Below are 18,834 nucleotides of genomic sequence, written 5' to 3' on the forward strand. Positions count from 1 at the left end.
GAGGAGCCGCCATGCCGCTCATCGAACTCGACCATGTCGTCACCATCTTCGGCAACGATCCCGAAGGAGCCCTCGCGCGCGTGCGCGCCGGGGCCGACAAGAAGGCCCTGCTCGCCGAGACGAACCACGTCCTCGGCCTCGACGACATCACGCTCTCCATCGAGGCGGGCGAGATCTTCGTCGTCATGGGCCTGTCCGGCTCGGGCAAGTCGACGCTGGTGCGCCACATCAACCGGCTGATCGATTCGACCGCCGGGGCGGTGCGCATCGACGGCACGGACATCATGGCCCTGTCGAAGAAGGAGCTCATCGCCCTGCGCCGCCGGCGCATCGCCATGGTCTTCCAGCGCTTCGGCCTGCTGCCGCACCGGCGGGTGCTCGAGAATGCCGCCTACGGCCTCGAGATCCGCGGCCTGCCCAGGGCCGAGCGCGAGGCGCGCGCGCAGGAGTGGCTGGAGCGCGTCGGCCTCAAGGGCTACGAGGACCGCTATCCCGGGGAGCTGTCGGGCGGCATGCAACAGCGCGTCGGCCTCGCCCGCGCGCTCGCCGCCGATACCGACATCATCCTCATGGACGAGGCCTTCTCCGCGCTCGACCCGCTCATCCGCAGCGAATTGCAGGACGAGCTCGTCGCCCTGCAGCGCGCCACGGGCAAGACCATCGTCTTCATCACCCACGATCTCGACGAGGCGCTGCGCCTCGCCGACCGCATCGCCATCCTGAAGGACGGGCGGCTCGTGCAGGTGGGCACGCCTACCGACATCCTGCTTTCCCCGGCAGACCCTTACGTCGAGGCCTTCGTGCGCGACGTGAACCGCGCCCGCGCGCTGACCGTCGACAGCCTGATGCAGCCGCCGGCCCTGCGCCTCAGCGAGGAGAGCATCGGCGAGGCGCTCGCCGCCATGCGCCGCACCAAATCCGACGTCGCCTACGTGGTCGACGACGGGCGTTTTGCCGGCGTGGTGACGAAGGAAGGGCTGGAGCGCGCGGCGGTAACGCAGGGCACCGGAGAAGCCGTCGCCGCCGTGGCCGAGGCCCATCCCGCCGTCACCGCCGATACGGCCATCGAGAGCGCCATCCCGACGCTGCTCGAAAGTCCCCATCCGCTGCCGGTCGTCACCGAGGACGGGGAACTTGCCGGCATCGTCCGCCCCGAAAGCGTGAGCGAGGTGCTCGTCAGCGAGCGCACCCAGGCGGATCTCGTCGAGACTGCGACCGCCGGCCAGGAGGTGGGCCGCCGCGCCGATATCGACAGCGCGGCGTGAGCGGGGGCTGGCCGGCGGCCCGCCCCGTCGTTTCACCGCGGCAGCACGGCCTCCACCGCCGCCTTCGCCGCGGCGACGACCACATCCGCCTCCGCGCGCGTCAGGCACAGCGGCGGCGCAAAGCCGAGGATGTCGCCCTGCGGCATGGCGCGGCCGATGACGCCGCGATCGAGAAGCGCTGCCGCGACGCGCGGCCCGACCTTCTCGTCCGCCGCGAAGAAGGCGCGGTCGTGCTTGTCCTTCACGAGCTCGACGGCGGCGAGCAGCCCCTCCCCGCGCACCTCGCCGACATGGGGATGGTCGACGAGCGCCTCCTTGAGGTTCTTCACGAAATAGGCGCCGACCTCCGCCGCATTGGCGACGAGGCCGAGCTCGTCGACGAGCTCGAGATTGGCGACGCCTGCCGCGGCGCAGAGCGGGTGGGCCGAATAGGTCCAGCCGTGGCCGATGGGACCGAATTTGTCCGAGCCCTCCTCGAGCACGCGCCACACCTTCTCCGACACGATGACGCCCGAGAGCGGCGCATAGGCCGAGGTCAGCCCCTTCGCGATGGTGATGAGGTCCGGCCGGATGCCGTAGTGGTCGGAGCCGAACATCGAGCCGAGGCGCCCGAAGCCGGTCACCACCTCGTCGGCGATGAGCAGGATGTCGTACTTGGCGAGCACGGCCTGGATCTTCTCCCAGTAGCCGGCCGGCGGCGGCACGATGCCGCCCGTGCCGAGTACCGGCTCGCCGATGAAGGCCGCCACCGTTTCCGGCCCCTCGGCGAGGATCAGCGCCTCGAGCCTCTCGGCGCACCAGGTCGAGAACTGGTCCTCGCTCATGCTCCGGTCGGGGCGGCGGAAGTAGTACGGCGCCTCGGTGTGCAGCACCGGCGGCAGCGGCAGGTCGAACTGGTTGTGGAAGGCTGCAAGGCCCGTGAGGCTGCCGGTCATCAGGCCGGAGCCGTGATAGCCGCGCCAGCGCGAGATGATCTTCTTCTTCTGAGACCGGCCGAGCACGTTGTTGTAGTACCAGACGAGCTTGACATTGGTCTCGTTGGCATCCGAGCCCGAGAGGCCGAAGAAGACGCGGCCCATGCCCTGCGGCGCGCGGTCGATGATCATCTTGGCGAGGCGGATCGACGGCTCGGAGCCGTGGCCGACATAGGCGTGATAATAGGGCAGCTTCGCCGCCTGCTCGGCGATGGCCTCGGCGATCTTCTCCCGGCCGTAGCCGACATTGACGCAGTAGAGCCCGGCGAAGGCGTCGAGGCTGCGCCGGCCCTGCCGGTCGACGATATGGACGCCCTCGCCGCCGGCGATGATGCGGTTAGGGCTCTCGCCACGGGCGTGCTGGCCCATGTGGGTCGACGGGTGGAAGAAGTGGTCCCGGTCCCAGGCGGTGAGTTCGTTGTCGGGCAGGATGGTCTTGTCGAGCATGGTCGTCTCCGGGATCAAGAAAGGTCGAGGCAGAGGTATTTGAGATCCGTGAAGGCTTCGAGGCCGTGGCGCGAGCCCTCGCGGCCGAGACCGGAGAGCTTGACACCGCCGAAGGGCACGGGCGGGCCGGTAAGCTTGACGCGGTTGACGGCCACCATGCCGTAGTCGAGCGCCCGGCCGAGACGCAGGGCCCGCGCCCCGTCCCGCGTCACCACATAGGCGGCAAGGCCATAGTCGCTGGCATTCGCCCGGACGATCACCTCCGCTTCGTCGTCGAAGGACGTGACGGGGGCGACCGGCGCGAATGTCTCCTCGCGCATGATGGCCGCTTCGTCCGGCACATCGACGAGCACTGTCGGCTGGAAGAACAGCGTGCCGTCCTCCGCCTCCCCGCCCGCGAGGCAGCGCGCCCCGCGCCGCACGGCATCGTCCACATGTGCCTTGGCCTTGGCGACCGCGCGCGCATGCATCAGGGGGCCGATATCGGTCCCGGACGCGAGGCCGGGACCGACCTTGAGCGTCCTCACCCGGGCGGCGAAGCGCTCGCAGAAGGCCGCGTAGAGGCCGCGCTGGACATAGATGCGGTTGGCGGCGAGGCAGTCCTGCCCCGAGGTGGCGAATTTGGCGTCGATCGCGATGGCAACGGCACGGTCGAGGTCGGCGTCGTCGAAGATAATGAGCGGGGCGTGCCCGCCGAGTTCCAGCACCAGCCGCTTCATGCCGGCGGCGGCCTTCATCGCCACCTGCCGGCCGATCTCGGTCGAGCCGGTGAAGCTCACCGCGCGCACCCGCTCGTCCTCGCAGAAGCGCCCGGCGATGGTGGCCGCATCGCCCGTCACGATGTTGAAGACGCCCCCGGGCAGGCCGGCCCGCTCGCCGAGCTCGGCGAGCGCCAGCGCCGACAAGGGCGTGTAGGAGGAGGGATGGGCGGCCACAGTGCAGCCGGCGGCGAGCGCTGCGGCCGCCTTGCGCGTCAGCATGGCGGAGGGGAAGTTCCACGGCGTCAGCAACGCGGCGACGCCGACCGGCTCGCGCCGCACCATCATCTCCGCGTGGGCCAGATGGCTGGTAACGCCCTCGACATTCACCCGCACGGCCTCTTCCGCATACCAGGCGACGAAGGAGGCGGCATAGTCGATCTCGCCGCGGGCCTCGGCGAGAGGCTTGCCCTGCTCCATCACCATGATGACGGCGAGGTCCTCGCGCGCCGCCATGATGAGGTCGTACCAGGTTCCGAGCCGCGCCGCCCGCTCCTGCGGCAGCAGCGCTCGCCAGGCGGGGAAGGCGCGATGCGCCGCCGCAACGGCCGCATCGGCGGCATCGGCCCCGAGCGCCGCAACACGGGCGACGAGCGTGCCGTCGGCGGGATCGTTCACATCGAAGACGGCACCGTCGGGCGCCGCCGTCCAGCGCCCGTCGACATAGCCGAGCGTGCGCATGAGTCGCGGGTCCTTCAGGCGGCCGTAGCCCGGGTGGTGCTGGGGGTGCTGCTCGGCATGAGCCGTCGCGGCATGGGCGTTCATGGGTTCTCCTCCGGCGAAGTCCTTCACCGCGAGGCTAGCCGCGGCGACGCCGAGACTTGGTCCTTTCTCGCCTCCCGCCGCCGACGAAGTTTCGGTATTTCGGCCCGAGGGCGAAAAATTTTCGCCACCTCAGCCGAGCACCGACTGCAGGAACTCGCGCGTGCGCGGCTCGGCCGGGGCCGTGAAGATGCGCTCGGGCTCGCCCTCCTCGACGATGCGGCCCTTGTCGAAGAAGCAGACCCGGTCCGACACCTCGCGCGCGAAGCGCATCTCGTGCGTGACGAGCAGCATGGTGAGGTCGTGCTCGCTGGCGAGGTTGCGGATGACGCCGAGCACCTCGCCGACGAGCTGCGGGTCGAGCGCCGAGGTCGGCTCGTCGAACAGCAGCACGCGCGGGCGCATGGCGAGCGCGCGGGCGATCGCGACGCGCTGCTGCTGCCCGCCGGAGAGCTGAGCGGGATAATGGTCCTTCTTGTCGGCGAGGCCGACCATGCGCAGCAGGTCGATGGCACGGCACTCGGCCTCGGCACGCGACAGGCCGAGCACGGCGACCGGCGCCTCGGTGACGTTGCGCAGCACGCTCATGTGCGGGAAGAGATTGAAGCTCTGGAACACCATGCCGACGTGGCTGCGGATCTGGTGCAGGTGCCGGTCGCTGGCGCGGAAGGGGCCCTTGCCGTGCGGTTCGTGATAGGGAATGCCGGCGAGCGTCAGCTGCCCTTCCTGGAACGGCTCCAGCGTCATGAGAATGCGCAGCACCGTCGACTTGCCCGAGCCCGAGGGGCCGATGAGCGTCACCTTCTCGCCCGGCGCGACGGCGAAGTTGAAGTCGTCGAGCACGGTGAGCGCGCCGAAGCGCTTGGTGACACCCCGGAACTCGATGACGGGAGTAGCGGCGGCGCTCGCCGCATCCGGCTGTTGTGCAAGGACCTTGTTCATCGCAGCGGTATCCCGGCTTTCGGCAGCACCTTCTCAAGTCGATGGATGCCGGCCGAGCAGATGAGGGTAAGCAGAAGGAAGATGATGCCGACCATCGACAGGGGCACGAGATATTCGAAGGTGCGCTCGCCGATCATGTTGGCGAGGCCGAGCATCTCGAGCACGGTAACGACGGAGAGCACGGGCGTCTCCTTGAGCATGGCGACGAGGTAGTTTCCCATGGTGGGGACGATGCGCGGCACCATCTGCGGGATGACGATGTCGCGATAGGTCTGCCAGCGCGTCATGTTGAGCGCCGTCGCCGCCTCCCATTGCCCGCGCGGGATGGCCTCGATGCCGCCGCGATAGACCTCGGACGTATAGGCGGAATATTGCAGGCCGAGCGCGATGACGCCGGTGAGGAAGGCCGGCAGCGTGATGCCGTAGTCGGGCAGCACGTAGTAGAGGAAGAAGAGCTGCACCAGAAGCGGCGTGTCGCGCAGGAACTCGACGACGAAGGCCGTCGCCAGGGCCACCGCTTTGATGCGGCTGCGGCGCAGGAGCGCGAAGACGAGGCCGAGCACGAGGGCGAGCGCGAAGCCGGCCGCCGCCGCCTGCAGCGTGACGGTGAGGCCGATCAGCAGGATCGGCAGGATGGACGCCGCGTAGGTGAGCGGCGTCGTGAGGTCCCAGGCGTAGCCGTACATCATGCGTGCGCCGCCCTCGGAAAGGCCGCCCCGCGCCGCACCATCCGCTCGATGAGCCGCATGGCGAGCATGAGCACCAGCGACATCAGGAAGTAGCCGACGAGCGTCAGCGTGTAGACGGTGGCGCTGTCGAGGGTGATGTTGCGGATGGACTGAGCGCGGAAGGTCAGGTCCGCGATGGAGATGAGCGAAACGAGCGAGGAGAGCTTCAGCGTCTCGATGGCGAGATTGCCGAAGGCCGGCGTCATCTCGACGATGGCCTGCGGCAGGCAGATGCGCACAAGCGTGTGCACGCGCCCGAAATTGAGCGCACGCGCTGCCTCGCGCTGTGCCACCGGCACGGCGCTGAGCGCCCCGCGCACAATCTCCGAGCCATAGGCGCCGACGTGGAGCGACAGGCCGACGATGCCCGTCGTCACCGGATCGAAGGATAGGCCGACCAGCGGCAGGGCGTAATAGAGCCAGAAGAGCTGCACGAGCAGGGAGGTGCCGCGAAACACCTCGGTGTAGCACAGCGCGAGCGTCGAGACGGCGCGCCCGCCCTCGACGCGGGCGATGCCGGCGGCAAAGGCGAGCGCCGCCCCGATGGCGATGGAGGCCAGCGTGATCCATGCGGTCACGAGGGCGCCCTGCGCCAGGGATGGCAGATAGGTGAGCCAGTCCATCACGGCCCTCCCGGTCGGACATCGTGGACGGGAATGTCGCGTCCGGCCCGCCCGGACGCGACGCTGCGCTCTAGCCGAGGCTCACTTGCCGGCGCACAAGTCGGCGACGTTCTTCTCGGACGCCGCCTTGATGCTCTCCTCGCTGAGGCCGTAGGAGGCGAGGATCTTCTTGTACTCGTCCGTCTTGCGGAACGCGACGAGCTCCCTGTTGAAGGCGTCGTGAAGATCCTTGTCCTCGGGACGGAAGGCGAAGCCGCCGTAGTTGCGCACCGGCTTGTTGTCGACGACCGGGTCGGTAAAGGGCTTCACCTGCTCGACCGCCCCCTGGCCCTTGGCGAGGTTGGCGACGGTGAGCTCGGTCGCCGCATAGGCATCGGTGCGGCTCTGCACGGTGGCGAGCGCATCGGCATTGGCCGTGATGAACACCACCTGCTCGTCCTTGACGCCGACGGCACGCAGGAAGTCGATGTTGTTGGCGCCGGAGACGACGGCCACCTTCAGCGACGGGTCCTTGGCGATGTCGGCGTAGGTCGTCAGGCCCTTGGGGTTGCCCTTCTTGACGAGCAGGCCCTCGCCGTAGCTCGAGTTCGGCTCCGTGAAGGCCACCTGCTTGCAGCGCTCGGGCGAGATGTTCTGCTCGGCCGCGACGAAGTCATAGCGGTTGGCCTTGAGGCCGGGGATGAGGGTGCCGAAGGGCGTCACCGTCCAGTTGATCTCGGTGATGCCCATGCGCTTCAGCACGGCGATGGCGACTTCTGGCCCGATGCCGGCGGCGGCGCCGTCGGGGGTCATGTAGCCGTAGGGCACCTCGTTGGCAGTGGCGGCGCGGATGTAACCCTGAGACTTGATGTCATCGAGGCTCGCGGCCTGCGCGGTGCCAAGGCCGAGAACGAGAGCAACGGCGGCGGCACCGGTGGCAAGAGACAGTTTCATCGATCTTCTCCTCTGGTCTTCAATCATCCGCATGCCGATTGGCTCGGCTTTCGGCGCTGCCGCCGGCGGAAATGGCTTGGCCGCCCTGAAGCCCTTGCGGCTCCAGGGCGGCGAACGGGTCAGGGCGCCTCCTCGACCGTTGCGGTGACGAAGAGGCAGTCGCCCGGCTTGACGAGGCCGGGGAAATGCCGCGCGGCGAGGATCCCGCCGTGCTTCGCGCGCATCGCGAGGGGGGCGAGCCCGGTGCGCGCGATGGGGTGGATCAGCGCGACCACCTCCCCTTCCGAAACCTCCTCGCCGAGGTCCCTGGCGAAGGCGACGAGGCCCGCCTCCTCGGCGAAGACAAAGCAGTCGTCCGACGGCATGTCCAGGAAGCGGCTCGCGGCCGGCTCGGGCGGTCCAGCGAGGATGCCGGCGTGCCGCAGCACGTTGGCGACGCCGCGCCGGGCGATGGCAATGGTGCGCGCGCTCGCGGTGCCGCCACCGCCGAGCTCGGTGGTGACGAAGACCTTCCCCATCTCCTCGACGGTCGTGTCGTACATGCCGACCGCGTCGATCTCGCGCATGCGCATCGAATAGGGAGCGCCGAAGGCGGCCACTGCCGCGAAGCAGCGCGCCTCCTGCGCCTTGTCGGGCAGTTCGTGCGCGGCCGCATAGGGGACAAAATCGAGCGTGCGCCCGCCGGAGTGGAAATCGAGCACGATATCGGCGAGCGGCACGAGATGGCGGGTGAAGTAGTCGGCGATCTTCTCCGTGACCGTGCCGTCGGGCCGGCCGGGGAAGGAGCGGTTGAGATTGCCGCGGTCGATGGGCGAGGTGCGCGTACCGGCCGCAAAGGCCGGGTAGTTCATGGCCGGCACGATGATGACACGCCCGCTCACCGCCTCCGGCGTGAGGCGCTGCGCGAGGTCGAAGAGCGCCGCCGGCCCCTCGTATTCGTCGCCGTGATTGCCGCCGGTGAGGAGCGCCGTCGGCCCTTCGCCGCCCACGACGACGGTGATCGGAATCATCACGGAGCCCCAGGCGCTGTCGTCGCGGCTGTAGGGCAGGCGCAGGTGTCCGTGCCGCACGCCGGGAGCGGCAAGGTCGACGGTCGGCACGACCGGTGAGGGGCGCGAAGCAGGGTTCATGAGCACGGGTCTTCAGTCCCTGACGAAGAGCTGGCGCGGCACGTTCGACAGGCACGCGACGCCGTCGTCGGTGATGACGATGCTCTCGGTGATCTCGAGGCCCATGTCATCGAGCCACAGCCCTGTCATGAAGTGGAAGGTCATGCCCGGTTCCAGCACCGTGCGGTCGCCGGGCCTGAGGCTCATGGTGCGCTCGCCCCAGTCGGGCGGATAGCTGAGGCCGATCGGATAGCCTGTGCGATTGTCCTTGACGATGCCGTAGCGCCGGAGCACCGCGAAGAAGGCATTGGCGATGTCCTCGCAGGTGTTGCCGGGTTTCGCCGCGGCAAGCCCCGCCTCCATGCCCTCGAGCGTCGCCTTCTCCGCATCGAGGAAGGCCTCAGTCGGCTTGCCGAGGAAGACAGTGCGCGACAGGGGGCAGTGATAGCGCCTGTAGCAGCCGGCAATCTCGAAGAAGGTGCCCTCGCCCGCGCGCATCGGCGCGTCGTCCCAGGTCAGGTGCGGAGCGGAGGCATCGGCGCCCGAGGGCAGGAGCGGCACGATGGCGGGATAGTCGCCGCCGTAGCCGTCTGCGCCGCGAATGCCGGCGTCGTAGATCTCGGCGACGAGGTCGCTCTTGCGCAGGCCGGGCTTCACGACCTCGAGGATGCGCGCGTGCATCTTCTCGACGATGCGGCCAGCCTTGCGCATGTAGTCAAGCTCGGTCGGGCTCTTCACTGCGCGCTGCCAGTTGACGAGCGCCGTCGCATCCTTGAAGCGCGCGTTCGGCAGGTGCCTCTGCAGCGAGGCATAGGCAGCGGCGCTGAAATAGTAATTGTCCATCTCGACGCCGACGACGGCATTGCCCCAGCCGCGATCGGTGATGATCTCAGACAGCAGATCCATCGGATGCCGCTCGGTGGACTGCACGTAGTGGTCCGGATAGGCGAGGATGTTGTCATTGCCGATCCAGGCCGTGCGCCTGGCGCCATTGGCATCCTGCGTGCGGCCGTACCAGACCGGCTCGCCGTCGCCGGCAACGAGCACGCACTGGTGCACGTAGAAGGACCAGCCGTCGTAGCCCGTCAGCCAGTGCATGTTGGACGGGTCGGTGACGATCAGGAGATCGATGCCCGCCTTCTCCATCGCCGCCCGCGTCTTGGCGAGGCGCGCGGCATATTCCTCCCGCGAGAAGTTGAGTGTGGCTGCGCTCACGCGTCCGCTCCCGTCCCTGTCGTTGTGTCGAAGGCCATGCCGGCATCCGCCTCCACCGCGCGGCGGTGGGCGAGGATGGCGATAGCCGTGTCCTGCACGCCCGTGCCCGTCAGGTCGCACAAAGTGATCTCGTCCTCGCTCCGCCGGCCCGGAACGAGGCCCGCGACGACGGCGCCGAGCTCGGCAAAGATCGCCTCGTCGGTGACGACGCCGGCGGCGATGGCATGGTGAAGTTCGCCGAGCCGGCGCGTCTGCTTCAGGCTGTCGGCGACATAGGTGGCCCGGCCGAAGACCACCGGGTCGATCTCGTTCTTGTGCTCGGCGTCCGAACCCATGGCCGTGACATGCTGGCCGGGGCAAAGCCAGGCCGCCTGGAGGATCGGCGTCTCGGCCGGCGTCGTGGTGACGATCACATCGGCGCCGGTCACGGCGCTCTCGGGATCCACCATAGCCGTCACGGCGATGCCGAGCTTGTCGGCCATGGCTGCCGCCGTCTCGCGCGCCTTCTCCGCGTCCCGCGCCCAGATGCGCGCCTCGGCGATCGGCCTTACCAGCGTCAGCGCCTCGAGCTGCAGGCGCGCCTGCACGCCGGCGCCGAGGATGGCGGCGACGCGCGCATCGGGCCGGGCGAGGTGTGTGGCCGCCACCGCGCCGGCTGCAGCGGTGCGCACGTCGGTCAGATAGCCGTTGTCGAGGAACAGCGCCTCGACGAGCCCGGTATGGGCGGAGAAGAGCATCATGAGCCCGTTGAGGCTCGGCAGGCCGATCTTCGGATTGTCGAAGAAGCCGGGGCTCACCTTGATGGCGAAGCTGCCGAGACCGGGCACGTAGGCGCTCTTCACGTCCACCTCCCCGCGGTGTTCGGGGATATCGATGCGCATGATCGGCGGCATCGCCACCGCCTTCGTCGCGAGCGCGGCGAAGGCCCCCTCCACCGCGTCGACGGCGCTCCTGTCGAGGGCGACGATGCGGCGCAGCTCGGCCTCGCCGAGGATCAGCATGCGGCTCATGCGGCATCTCCTTGCGCGACGATGGCGCGATGGCGCTCCGGATCGATGTTGCGCCCCGTGACGAGCGCGACGACCGGGCCGTCAGCCGCGATCCGGCCGGCGAGGATGGCGGCGACCCCGACCGCACCCGCGCCCTCCACCACCTCGCCCTCCGCGTGGAAGGCGTGGCGGATGCCGGCGGCGATCTCCGCCTCGTCGATGAGCACGACATCGTCGAGCAGCGCCTGGCACATGGCGAAGGTGTAGCGGTTGGCAAGCCCGATACCGCCGCCGAGGGAATCGGCCAGCGTCTCCACCTCCTCCACGGCGACAGGCCGGCCGGCCGCGAGGCTCGCCTGCATGGCCGCGCCGCGCGCCATGGAGATGCCGATCACGCGCACGGACGGCTTCACGCCCTTGACCGCCGCCGCAACGCCCGCCGCGAGCCCGCCGCCGGAGAGCGGCACGAGCAGTGTGGCAAGCTCCGGCAGCTCCTCCACCACCTCGAGGCCGAGGGTGCCCTGGCCCGCGATGACGTCCGGATGATCGAAGGGCGGGATGGCCGTCAGCCCCTCCTCGCGCACGAGGCGATCGACCTCGACCTGGGCGTCGTCCTGCGAGCGGCCGACGATGCGCACCTCGGCGCCGAGCGCCCGCACGGCCTCAACCTTGTTGGCCGGTACGAGGGCCGAGAGGCAGACGACAACGCGGATACCGAGCGCCTTCGCCGCATGGGCGAGCGCGCGGCCGTGGTTGCCGGTCGAGGCCGTCGCGACGCCGCGCCGACGCGCATCATCACCAAGCGCAAGGAGCGCGTTGGTGGCGCCGCGCAACTTGAAGCTGCCGGTTTCCTGCCGGCTGTCGAGCTTGAGGAAGACGGGCGCGCCCAGCCGCCGCGTCAGGCTCGGCGAATGCGCCAGCGGCGTCGCCACCACCTTCCCTGCAAGCGCGCCCCGCGCGTGCCGGATAGCGGCGAGGCCGACCGGCAGAGCGTCGATGGGTGGCGCGTCGATTGACCTGGACCCGACAGATGACATGGGGGAAGGCAGCTCCCGTCACTGGTTCGGGAGCATGCTCGGACCGCGCATGTATCATGTCAATCAAAACATTAAATCATTACAATTTTTCGTCAGGCGATGGCATCGACGTCGTAAATCGGCGGCAATTGGGCAAAGGTATCGCGTACCGCCTCCAGCGTCTCGCGCAGGGCCGCGTGCGACAGCCGACCGCCGAGGCAGATGCGGATGCCGCCTGCCGGCCGCTCCTCACCGGCAACAAAGGGATCGGAAGGCGTCACCGCGATGCCGCGGCGCGCCAGCTGGCGCACGAGCCCCTCCTCGCTCCAGTGCGGCGGCACGGCGAGCCAGGCGCTGAGCGAGAGCGGATGGCTGCCGGCCACATAGGCGCCGAGTACATCGGCGACGATTGCCTGACGCGCCCGGGCCTCGGCCCGTTGCAGGACCACGAGTTCGTCCGCCGTGCCATCCTCCACCCAGCGCGTCGCGATCTCCGCCGCAAGGTTGGTGGCGCTCCAGCTCGTCACGCGCAGGATGCTGGCAACGCGGATGGCATATTGCGGCGGCACCACGAGATAGCCCACGCGCAGCCCCGTCAGCACCGACTTGGTGAAGCTCGTGACGAAGAAGGCGAGGTCCGGCAGGAGTTCGGCATAGGCCGGCAACGGCTCGGCGACCAGCGGCTTGTAGACCTCGTCCTCGATGACGAAGACGCCATGCCGGCGCGCCACCTCGGCGATCTGCCGGCGCCGCTCGGCTCCGGCCACGTGGCTCGTCGGATTGCCGAGGGTGGGCACCATGACGAGCGCGGCGACGTCCCCGCTGCGGCAGGCGGCCTCGAAGGCCTCCACCAGCACGCCTTCCCCGTCGGTCGGCAGGCCGCGCAAGGTGAAGCCGAGCACGTTGGCAAGGCCGATGATGCCGTGGTCGGTCAGGCTCTCCGTCAGCACCACGTCGCCGCGCCGCACCACGGCGGCGACGGCCAGGAAGAGGCCGTGCGCCGCGCCGTTGGTGATGAGGATGCGGTTGCGGTCGGTGCCGACGCCAAGCCGCGCCACCCATTGCTGGCCGGCGGCGCGATGCGCATCAAGCCCGGCGATCGGTCGGCACGGGCGCATGAAGGCGCTGTTGTCCGCCTCGGCGAGCGCGGTCATCATGGCCCGCGAGGCGCGCTCGTGCGCCTCCGTATAGACGGCGCGGATGATGGACAGGTCCGCCTTGTCGCCCGGGCTGCGGTCGAGCATGAAGCGGTCGGCCTGCTCGGTGATGCGGCTGCGCACGAAGGTGCCGCGCCCTACCTCACCGCTCAGGTAGCCGAGCCGCTCCGCCTCCTTGTAGCTGATGCTGACCGTCTGCACGGAGACGCCGATGCGGCGGGCGAGCTCCCGGTGCGTCGGCATGCGCGCCCGCGGCGGCAGGAGGCCCGCCTCAATATCGGCGATGATCGCCTCGGTGAGCAGCTTGTGCTTGGTCGCGCCGGGCCGGCGCGGCAGCAGCGGATGCCATCCCCCGGCCGATCCGGATGCCGCGTCTCCATGGCCCGCCTCGCCGCCGGCGTCAATTTCGATGTGTCGCACCATGGATTGACCCGCTACAATGCCGCTTCGACATCATTACAATATCCGGCTGCGGGACGCGATGGCAAAACTCGACAGGATCGACCTCAACATCCTTTCCGTGCTGCAGCGCGACGGGCGCATCACGAAGCTGAGGCTCGCCGAGGCGGTCAACCTGTCGCCGACCGCCTGCTGGGAGCGGCTGAAGCGGCTCGAGGAGATCGGCCTCATCCGCGGCTACGAGGCGCGGCTCGACCTGGAGCGCATCGGCCGCTTCACGACCGTGCTCGTCGAGGTGACGCTGCGCAGCCACGCGCAGGCTGACTTCCGCCGCTTCGAGGATGCGATCGCCCGCGAGCCGCAGATCGTCGCCTGCGACGCCACGGGCGGCGGCGTCGACTACATCATGCGCGTCATGACGCGCGACATCGACAGCTACCAGCGCCTCATCGACCGGCTGCTGACGGCCGAAATCGGCATCGAGCGCTATTTCACCTATGTGGTGACCAAGACGATCAAGGCCGCCCCGCCGAGCGTCGCGGAGATCGCGGCGGCCACGTAAGGCGCCATCAGCCCTGGCCGGGCGTGCCTGCGAAGGCCGCCGGGTTCTTCACCTCGATCTCGATGAAGGACAGCGGATGGTCGGAGCCGTTCATCACGTCGTGCTCGACGCCCGCCTGGCGCATGTAGGACTGGCCTGCGACGAGGTGGTTGTCGTGGACCTGCTTGCCGTCGTGGATGCGCAGGATGCCGTCCGTCAGCAGCACGACGAAATAGGGCCAGCCGTGGCTGTGCCAGCCGGTCACGGCGCCCGGCGCGAAATCCCAGCGCGTGATGCGGATGTTGGCGTCGTCGACCTGCACGGTGGGAACGGCGGGAACGGTGCATTTGAAAGCCATCGGATCACCTCACGGGACACGTTTCAGGACAGGCGCGGACGGGGCAGCACCGCTGCCGCCGCGGCGACGAGGAGGGCAAGGCCGAGCCAGTCGGTGACGGCCGGCCGCTCGCCGATGAGGAGCATGGAGCCGAGGACGCCGACGACGGGAACGAGCAGGGTGCCGAGGCTCATGGTGCCGGCCGGCACGCGCGCCAGCGCCGCGAACCAGACGAGATAGGCGAGCGCCTGCGCCAGCAGCACGTGGTAGGCGAGCGCCGCGAGCACCTTCGGCCCCGGCAGGACGGGCGCCGGCAGCCCCTCGAAGGCGAGCATGCCGGCGGCCGCCGCGGCGGCGCCGATGAGGAGCTGCCAGCCGGCGATGACGAGGGCGGAGGCGGGAACGGGATGGCGCTTGCCGATGACGGTACCGAGCGCCCAGGCCATGCCGGCACCGAGCGCCAGCAGGAGGCCGTAGGACCAAGCGCCGGCGAGGACGAGCGGCACGCCGAGCGCCGCAAGGCCGAGGACACCGAGCACAAGGCCCGCGCGCTTGCGCCCGTCGAGGCGCTCGCCGAGGAGCAGCCGGGCGAAGAGCGCGGCCCACAGCGGCATGGTGAAGGTCAGGATCGCTGCGCGCGAGGTCGGCGCGGCGAGCTGCGCGAAGGCGAGCAGGATGTTGAAGGCGGCGATGGAGAGAAGGCCGGTCAGGACGAGCACCGGCGCCGCCCGCGCCGGCACGGCGATCGGCAGGCCGCGCATCCAGGCGACGCCCATCAGCACCGCCCCGCCGAGCGAGAGGCCGATGGTGCGCAGCGTCCACGGCGCGATCTCGTCGAGCGCGATGCGCACCGCCGGCCAGTTGAAGCCCCACAGCAGCGCGAGCAGCAGAACCGCCCCGATATGCCGCCCTTCGAGCGCGACCGGGGCGGATGCGCCGGACGCGGCGCCCGCGGTGCTCATGGCGCCAGGCCGCCGAGCACCTCGTCGGTGGCGGCGAGGAAGAGGTCCGCGTCCGCCTCGGAGAACACGAGCGGCGGGCGGATCTTGAGGATGTTGCCGGCGGGGCCGGCGGCGCTGATGAGGACGCGCCGCTCCCTGAGGCCGTTGACGAGACGCGCGGCGATATCGCCCGCCGGCGCGCGGCTGGCCCGGTCGCGCACGAGCTCGACGCCGATGAACAGTCCCGCGCCGCGCACGTCGCCGATCACCTCGTGGCGCTGGGCGAGGTTGTCGAGCCCTGCCCTGAGATGGGCGCCGACGCGCCGCGCGTTGTCGAGGAGGCCCTCCTTCTCGATGACGTCGAGCACCGCCATGCCCGCTGCGCAGGAGACGGGATTGCCGCCGAAGGTGTTGAAGTAGCGCACCGTGCGGCCGAAGGTCTCCACCACCTCCGGGCGCACGACGAGCCCGGCGATCGGGTGGCCATTGCCCATGGGCTTGCCGAGGCTGACCATGTCCGGCGTGATGCCGTGGCGGGCAAAGCCCCACATGTGCGCGCCCGTGCGGCCGAAGCCGGGCTGCACCTCGTCGGCGATGAAGACGCCGCCGGCCCGGCGGATCGCCTCCACCGCCGGCGCGAGGAAGCCGGCGGGATCGGGAAAGATGCCGTCGCTCGAGAAGATGGTGTCGACGATGAGGCCGGCGGGGCGGATGCCCGCCCGCTTCATGTCGGCGATCGCCGCCTCGACGTCCTGGGCGAAGCGGGCACCGGCGTCGCCCTCCGTGCGATAGCTGTCGGGTGCCGGCACGGTGCGCACCGCCTCGCCGAGCGGCGCGCCTTCGCCGAGCGACGGCGACATGCCGGCGAGCGTGCCGGTGACGCCGTGATAGGCGAAGCGGGTGACGATGAACCCCGTGCCGCCGGTGTGGGCGCGGGCGATGCGCAGGGCAAGGTCATTGGCTTCGCTGCCCGTGCAGGTGAACATCACATGCGCGAGCGCGGGCGGAAACAAGGCGAGGAGGCGCTCGGCATAGTCGAGCACGAGGTCGTTGAGATAGCGCGTGTGCGTGTTGAGCACCGCCGCCTGGCGGGCGATCGCCTCCACCACGTGCGGGTGGCTGTGCCCGACGCAGGCGACATTGTTGTAGACGTCGAGATAAGCGTTGCCGTCCGGGTCGTAGAGCCGCGCCCCCTCCGCGCGCACCACATGCACGGGGATCTCATAGAACAGGCGGTAGGCGGGCCCCAGCAGCCGCTGGCGGCGGGCGATCATCTGCCGCTCGCGTTCCGGCACCGCTCCGGCGCCGGCGGGGTCATAGGCATTGATCATGGTCATGGGCTGTCTCCCCTCGCAGCGGCGGCCAGGAAGGCCCGGGCCTCGTCGCGTGTGAGCGCGGCAAGGCGCTCAAGGCCGGCCCAGGCGGCGGCGTTGTTGCGCAGGATATAGGCGGCGTTGTCCGGATAGCGCGCCGCACGCCAGCCGCCGATGGCGACGATGAGTACGAGCCGCGTGGCGATGAGATCGAACAGCACCGCTAACTCTTCTGCCTCAAGGGCCATGCCTTGCGCAAAGCCCGCCACCACATCGGCGGCACCGGCGAGCGGATGACCCTCGTCGAGCAATTGGTACGCGGCGGCGACGGCGAGCTCCTGCACCAGCGGCGCCCGCACCATGTCGCCGAAGTCGATGAGGCCCGTCACGACCTCCGGCGCGTCCCGCGTCACGAGGAGGTTGTGCGGATTGGCGTCGTTGTGGATCACCTGCCGGCGCAGGCCCGGCAATGCCGGCAGGGCGTGCGCCTCGAAGGCGTCGAGGAAGCGCCGGGGCAGGCCATGGTCGCGCCCCGCGGGCAGGTGGGCGAAGAGCTCGCGCACCTTCGCCGCCTGCTGCAGGTCCCACAACAGGGCGTGGTCGGCCGCCGGATGCGTGAAGTCTGCGAGTGCAGCGTCGAGCCGGACCAGGAGCGCGCCGATCGCCCGTCGCTGGGCCGGGCTGCACGGTGCCTCGGGCAGCGGCAGGCCGTCGAGATAGGAGAGGATGCGCAGGACGCGCGCCCCGGACGGCCCGGGGATGTCCACCATGAGGGCGCCGTCGCGCGCCGGCACCGGCTGCGGCAGGGGCAGGCGCGGATCGCGCGAGCGCGCATGCTGCAGCGCGCGGGTCTGGAAATCGATGACCGCGCGCTCCTCCGCCGGGTTGCCGAGCTTGAGCACGAAGCGCCGGCCGTCCGCATCGGTGACCAGGAAATTGCTGTCGCGCTCGCCGGTGAGCGGCCGGGCGGTGACGGCGAGGCCGAAATGCGCGCGCGCCAGCCGCTCCGCCTCGGCTGCGTCGAGCGGCGGCACGCCGGTGGCCAGGAGATTGCCGGCCGGCGGCCGGGTGCGAGGGCTCGTCATCATCCTCTTTCCGTGCGGCGGCCGCTTCAGCGGTCGGCCCGGGCCACGGCGGCATGCAGCAGCACGTTGACGCCGGGGGCCAGCTCGTCGCGGCTCGCGAATTCGTTGTTGTTGTGGGTGATGCCGCCACGACAGGGCGTGAATATCATCGCCGTCGGGCAGACCCGTGCCAGGAAATAGGCGTCGTGCCCCGCCTGGCTCGGCAGGTCGCGATGGCTGTAGCCGAGGCTGCGCGCCGTCTCGCGCACTCCTGCGACCATGTCGGCATCGAAAATGCGGCCGCCCCATTGCCAGCGGTCGAGGATCTCGGCCGCGCAGCCGGCCCGCGCCGCCGCCTCGCCGACCGCGCGCGTGACGCGCTCGGCCATTACCGCGGCAGTCGCCGGATCGTCGTGGCGCACGTCGCAGACGCATTCGGCCCAGTCCGACAGGATGCCGGCCTTGTTGGGCCAGGCGGTGAGACGCGCGGCCGTCGCCTTGCCGCCGGTCGCGGCATGGTCCCAGCCGATGTCGTCGACGGCGACGAGCAGGCGCGCGGCGGCGACGAGGGCATTGCGCCGCTTCTCCATGGGCCACGGCCCGGTATGGGCCGTCTCGCCGCGGAAGGCGACGAGGAAGCCGTGCGAGGCATAGGCGTGGGTGACGACGCCGACCTCGATCCTTTCGGCGTCAAGGATCGGCCCCTGCTCGATGTGCAGCTCGAAATAGGCGTCGAGCGGACGCCCGCCGACCGGCGCCTCGCCGAGATAGCCGATGCGCTTCAGCTCCTCGCCGAACGTCGGGCCGTCGTCGCCCGGCCGGCCATGCACGAAATCGAGGCTGTAGGCGCCGGCAAAGCAGCCCGAGGCCGTCATCGGCGGCGAGAAGCGCCCGCCCTCCTCGTTGGTCCAGTCGACGATCTCGATGGGCCGGCGGGTGACGTGGCCGATGTCGTTGAGCCGACGCACGACCTCGAGCGCGCCGAGCACGCCGACGATGCCGTCGAAGCGGCCGCCGTTGGCCTGGGTGTCGAGGTGGCTGCCCATCACGACCGGCGGCAGGTCGTTCTCGCGCCCCGCGCGGCGGGCGAAGATGTTGCCGACCTTGTCGACCGTCACGACAAGGCCGGCCTCCCGGCACCAGCCGACGAAGACGTCGCGCATCTCCTTGTCGGCATCGCTCAGCGCAAGGCGCGACAGGCCGCCCTCGCGGCCGAGGCCGATCTCGGCCGAACGCTCGATGGTCGACCAGAGGCGCTCGGCATCGATGCGCGTATCACGCGGGAGGGACGAGGGGATGCTGGCCATGGCGGAGCTCGCAA

At 70.0% G+C, this 18,834-nt stretch carries 18 protein-coding genes; 2 read left to right on the forward strand and 16 right to left on the reverse strand.

Features of this window, described 5'->3' with window-relative positions; genetic code table 11:
* The first annotated feature begins 11 nt into the window (after positions 1 to 11).
* A complete protein-coding gene (locus P2T65_RS04670; protein WP_055458756.1) occupies positions 12 to 1,265 on the forward strand; it encodes a glycine betaine/L-proline ABC transporter ATP-binding protein in 1,254 nt (417 codons plus the stop codon).
* Between the two features lie 32 nt (positions 1,266 to 1,297).
* Here the strand turns inward: P2T65_RS04670 and P2T65_RS04675 are convergent, their stop codons facing one another.
* From P2T65_RS04675 to P2T65_RS04725, 11 genes are all read right to left on the reverse strand, one after another.
* On the reverse strand, positions 1,298 to 2,686 hold the full coding sequence (locus P2T65_RS04675) for an aspartate aminotransferase family protein (protein WP_055458755.1): 1,389 nt from the start codon (positions 2,684 to 2,686) through the stop codon (positions 1,298 to 1,300).
* 14 nt (positions 2,687 to 2,700) lie between these two features.
* Positions 2,701 to 4,209, reverse strand: coding sequence for an NAD-dependent succinate-semialdehyde dehydrogenase (locus P2T65_RS04680; RefSeq protein WP_276199298.1), 1,509 nt, complete (start codon positions 4,207 to 4,209; stop codon positions 2,701 to 2,703).
* A gap of 129 nt (positions 4,210 to 4,338) precedes the next feature.
* A complete protein-coding gene (ehuA, locus tag P2T65_RS04685) occupies positions 4,339 to 5,148 on the reverse strand; it encodes an ectoine/hydroxyectoine ABC transporter ATP-binding protein EhuA (protein ID WP_055458753.1) in 810 nt (269 codons plus the stop codon).
* Entirely contained in the window at positions 5,145 to 5,837 is a 693-nt protein-coding gene (gene ehuD, locus P2T65_RS04690; RefSeq protein WP_276199299.1) for an ectoine/hydroxyectoine ABC transporter permease subunit EhuD, read from the reverse strand. Before ehuD ends, ehuA begins: the two co-directional genes overlap by 4 nt.
* On the reverse strand, positions 5,834 to 6,499 hold the full coding sequence (ehuC, locus tag P2T65_RS04695) for an ectoine/hydroxyectoine ABC transporter permease subunit EhuC (protein ID WP_276199300.1): 666 nt from the start codon (positions 6,497 to 6,499) through the stop codon (positions 5,834 to 5,836). The genes ehuD and ehuC overlap by 4 nt, the downstream gene beginning before the upstream one ends.
* Before the next feature lie 81 nt (positions 6,500 to 6,580).
* The gene (gene ehuB, locus P2T65_RS04700) at positions 6,581 to 7,432 is read right to left on the reverse strand and encodes an ectoine/hydroxyectoine ABC transporter substrate-binding protein EhuB (RefSeq protein ID WP_063188963.1); all 852 of its coding nucleotides are present in this window, start codon (positions 7,430 to 7,432) and stop codon (positions 6,581 to 6,583) included.
* Positions 7,433 to 7,551: 119 nt separating this feature from the next.
* On the reverse strand, positions 7,552 to 8,562 hold the full coding sequence (gene doeB / locus P2T65_RS04705) for a N(2)-acetyl-L-2,4-diaminobutanoate deacetylase DoeB (RefSeq protein ID WP_276199301.1): 1,011 nt from the start codon (positions 8,560 to 8,562) through the stop codon (positions 7,552 to 7,554).
* A gap of 12 nt (positions 8,563 to 8,574) precedes the next feature.
* The gene (doeA, locus tag P2T65_RS04710; RefSeq protein ID WP_055458748.1) at positions 8,575 to 9,756 is read right to left on the reverse strand and encodes an ectoine hydrolase DoeA; all 1,182 of its coding nucleotides are present in this window, start codon (positions 9,754 to 9,756) and stop codon (positions 8,575 to 8,577) included.
* Positions 9,753 to 10,766 (reverse strand): ectoine utilization protein EutC, encoded by a 1,014-nt coding sequence (eutC, locus tag P2T65_RS04715; protein WP_276199302.1) that lies wholly within the window; start codon positions 10,764 to 10,766, stop codon positions 9,753 to 9,755. Before eutC ends, doeA begins: the two co-directional genes overlap by 4 nt.
* The gene (gene eutB / locus P2T65_RS04720) at positions 10,763 to 11,782 is read right to left on the reverse strand and encodes a hydroxyectoine utilization dehydratase EutB (RefSeq protein ID WP_071924624.1); all 1,020 of its coding nucleotides are present in this window, start codon (positions 11,780 to 11,782) and stop codon (positions 10,763 to 10,765) included. Before eutB ends, eutC begins: the two co-directional genes overlap by 4 nt.
* Positions 11,783 to 11,874: 92 nt before the next feature.
* Positions 11,875 to 13,341: a PLP-dependent aminotransferase family protein gene (locus P2T65_RS04725; protein WP_276199303.1), complete on the reverse strand. Its 1,467-nt coding sequence runs from the start codon at positions 13,339 to 13,341 to the stop codon at positions 11,875 to 11,877.
* Between the two features lie 58 nt (positions 13,342 to 13,399).
* Between P2T65_RS04725 and P2T65_RS04730 the strand changes: the two genes are divergently transcribed.
* Entirely contained in the window at positions 13,400 to 13,879 is a 480-nt protein-coding gene (locus P2T65_RS04730) for an Lrp/AsnC family transcriptional regulator (RefSeq protein WP_040404882.1), read from the forward strand.
* Between the two features lie 7 nt (positions 13,880 to 13,886).
* On the opposite strand, the gene P2T65_RS04735 is transcribed toward P2T65_RS04730, so the two are convergent.
* The 5 genes from P2T65_RS04735 to P2T65_RS04755 are packed head-to-tail and all read right to left on the reverse strand — an operon-like array spanning position 13,887 to position 18,820.
* Entirely contained in the window at positions 13,887 to 14,216 is a 330-nt protein-coding gene (locus tag P2T65_RS04735) for a cupin domain-containing protein (RefSeq protein WP_019403058.1), read from the reverse strand.
* Between the two features lie 23 nt (positions 14,217 to 14,239).
* Positions 14,240 to 15,157, reverse strand: coding sequence for an EamA family transporter (locus P2T65_RS04740; RefSeq protein WP_276199304.1), 918 nt, complete (start codon positions 15,155 to 15,157; stop codon positions 14,240 to 14,242).
* Complete coding sequence (locus P2T65_RS04745) at positions 15,154 to 16,473, reverse strand: aminotransferase class III-fold pyridoxal phosphate-dependent enzyme (RefSeq protein WP_276199305.1); 1,320 nt, start codon at positions 16,471 to 16,473, stop codon at positions 15,154 to 15,156. Before P2T65_RS04745 ends, P2T65_RS04740 begins: the two co-directional genes overlap by 4 nt.
* Positions 16,470 to 17,537 (reverse strand): phosphotransferase, encoded by a 1,068-nt coding sequence (locus tag P2T65_RS04750; RefSeq protein WP_276199306.1) that lies wholly within the window; start codon positions 17,535 to 17,537, stop codon positions 16,470 to 16,472. Before P2T65_RS04750 ends, P2T65_RS04745 begins: the two co-directional genes overlap by 4 nt.
* Before the next feature lie 23 nt (positions 17,538 to 17,560).
* Positions 17,561 to 18,820, reverse strand: coding sequence for a Zn-dependent hydrolase (locus P2T65_RS04755; protein ID WP_063188947.1), 1,260 nt, complete (start codon positions 18,818 to 18,820; stop codon positions 17,561 to 17,563).
* Between the last annotated feature and the right edge of the window lie 14 nt (positions 18,821 to 18,834).

Origin of the sequence: Chelatococcus sp. XZ-Ab1 (assembly GCF_029309855.1) — a bacterium.
Taxonomy (GTDB): Bacteria; Pseudomonadota; Alphaproteobacteria; order Rhizobiales; family Beijerinckiaceae; genus Chelatococcus_A; species Chelatococcus_A sambhunathii.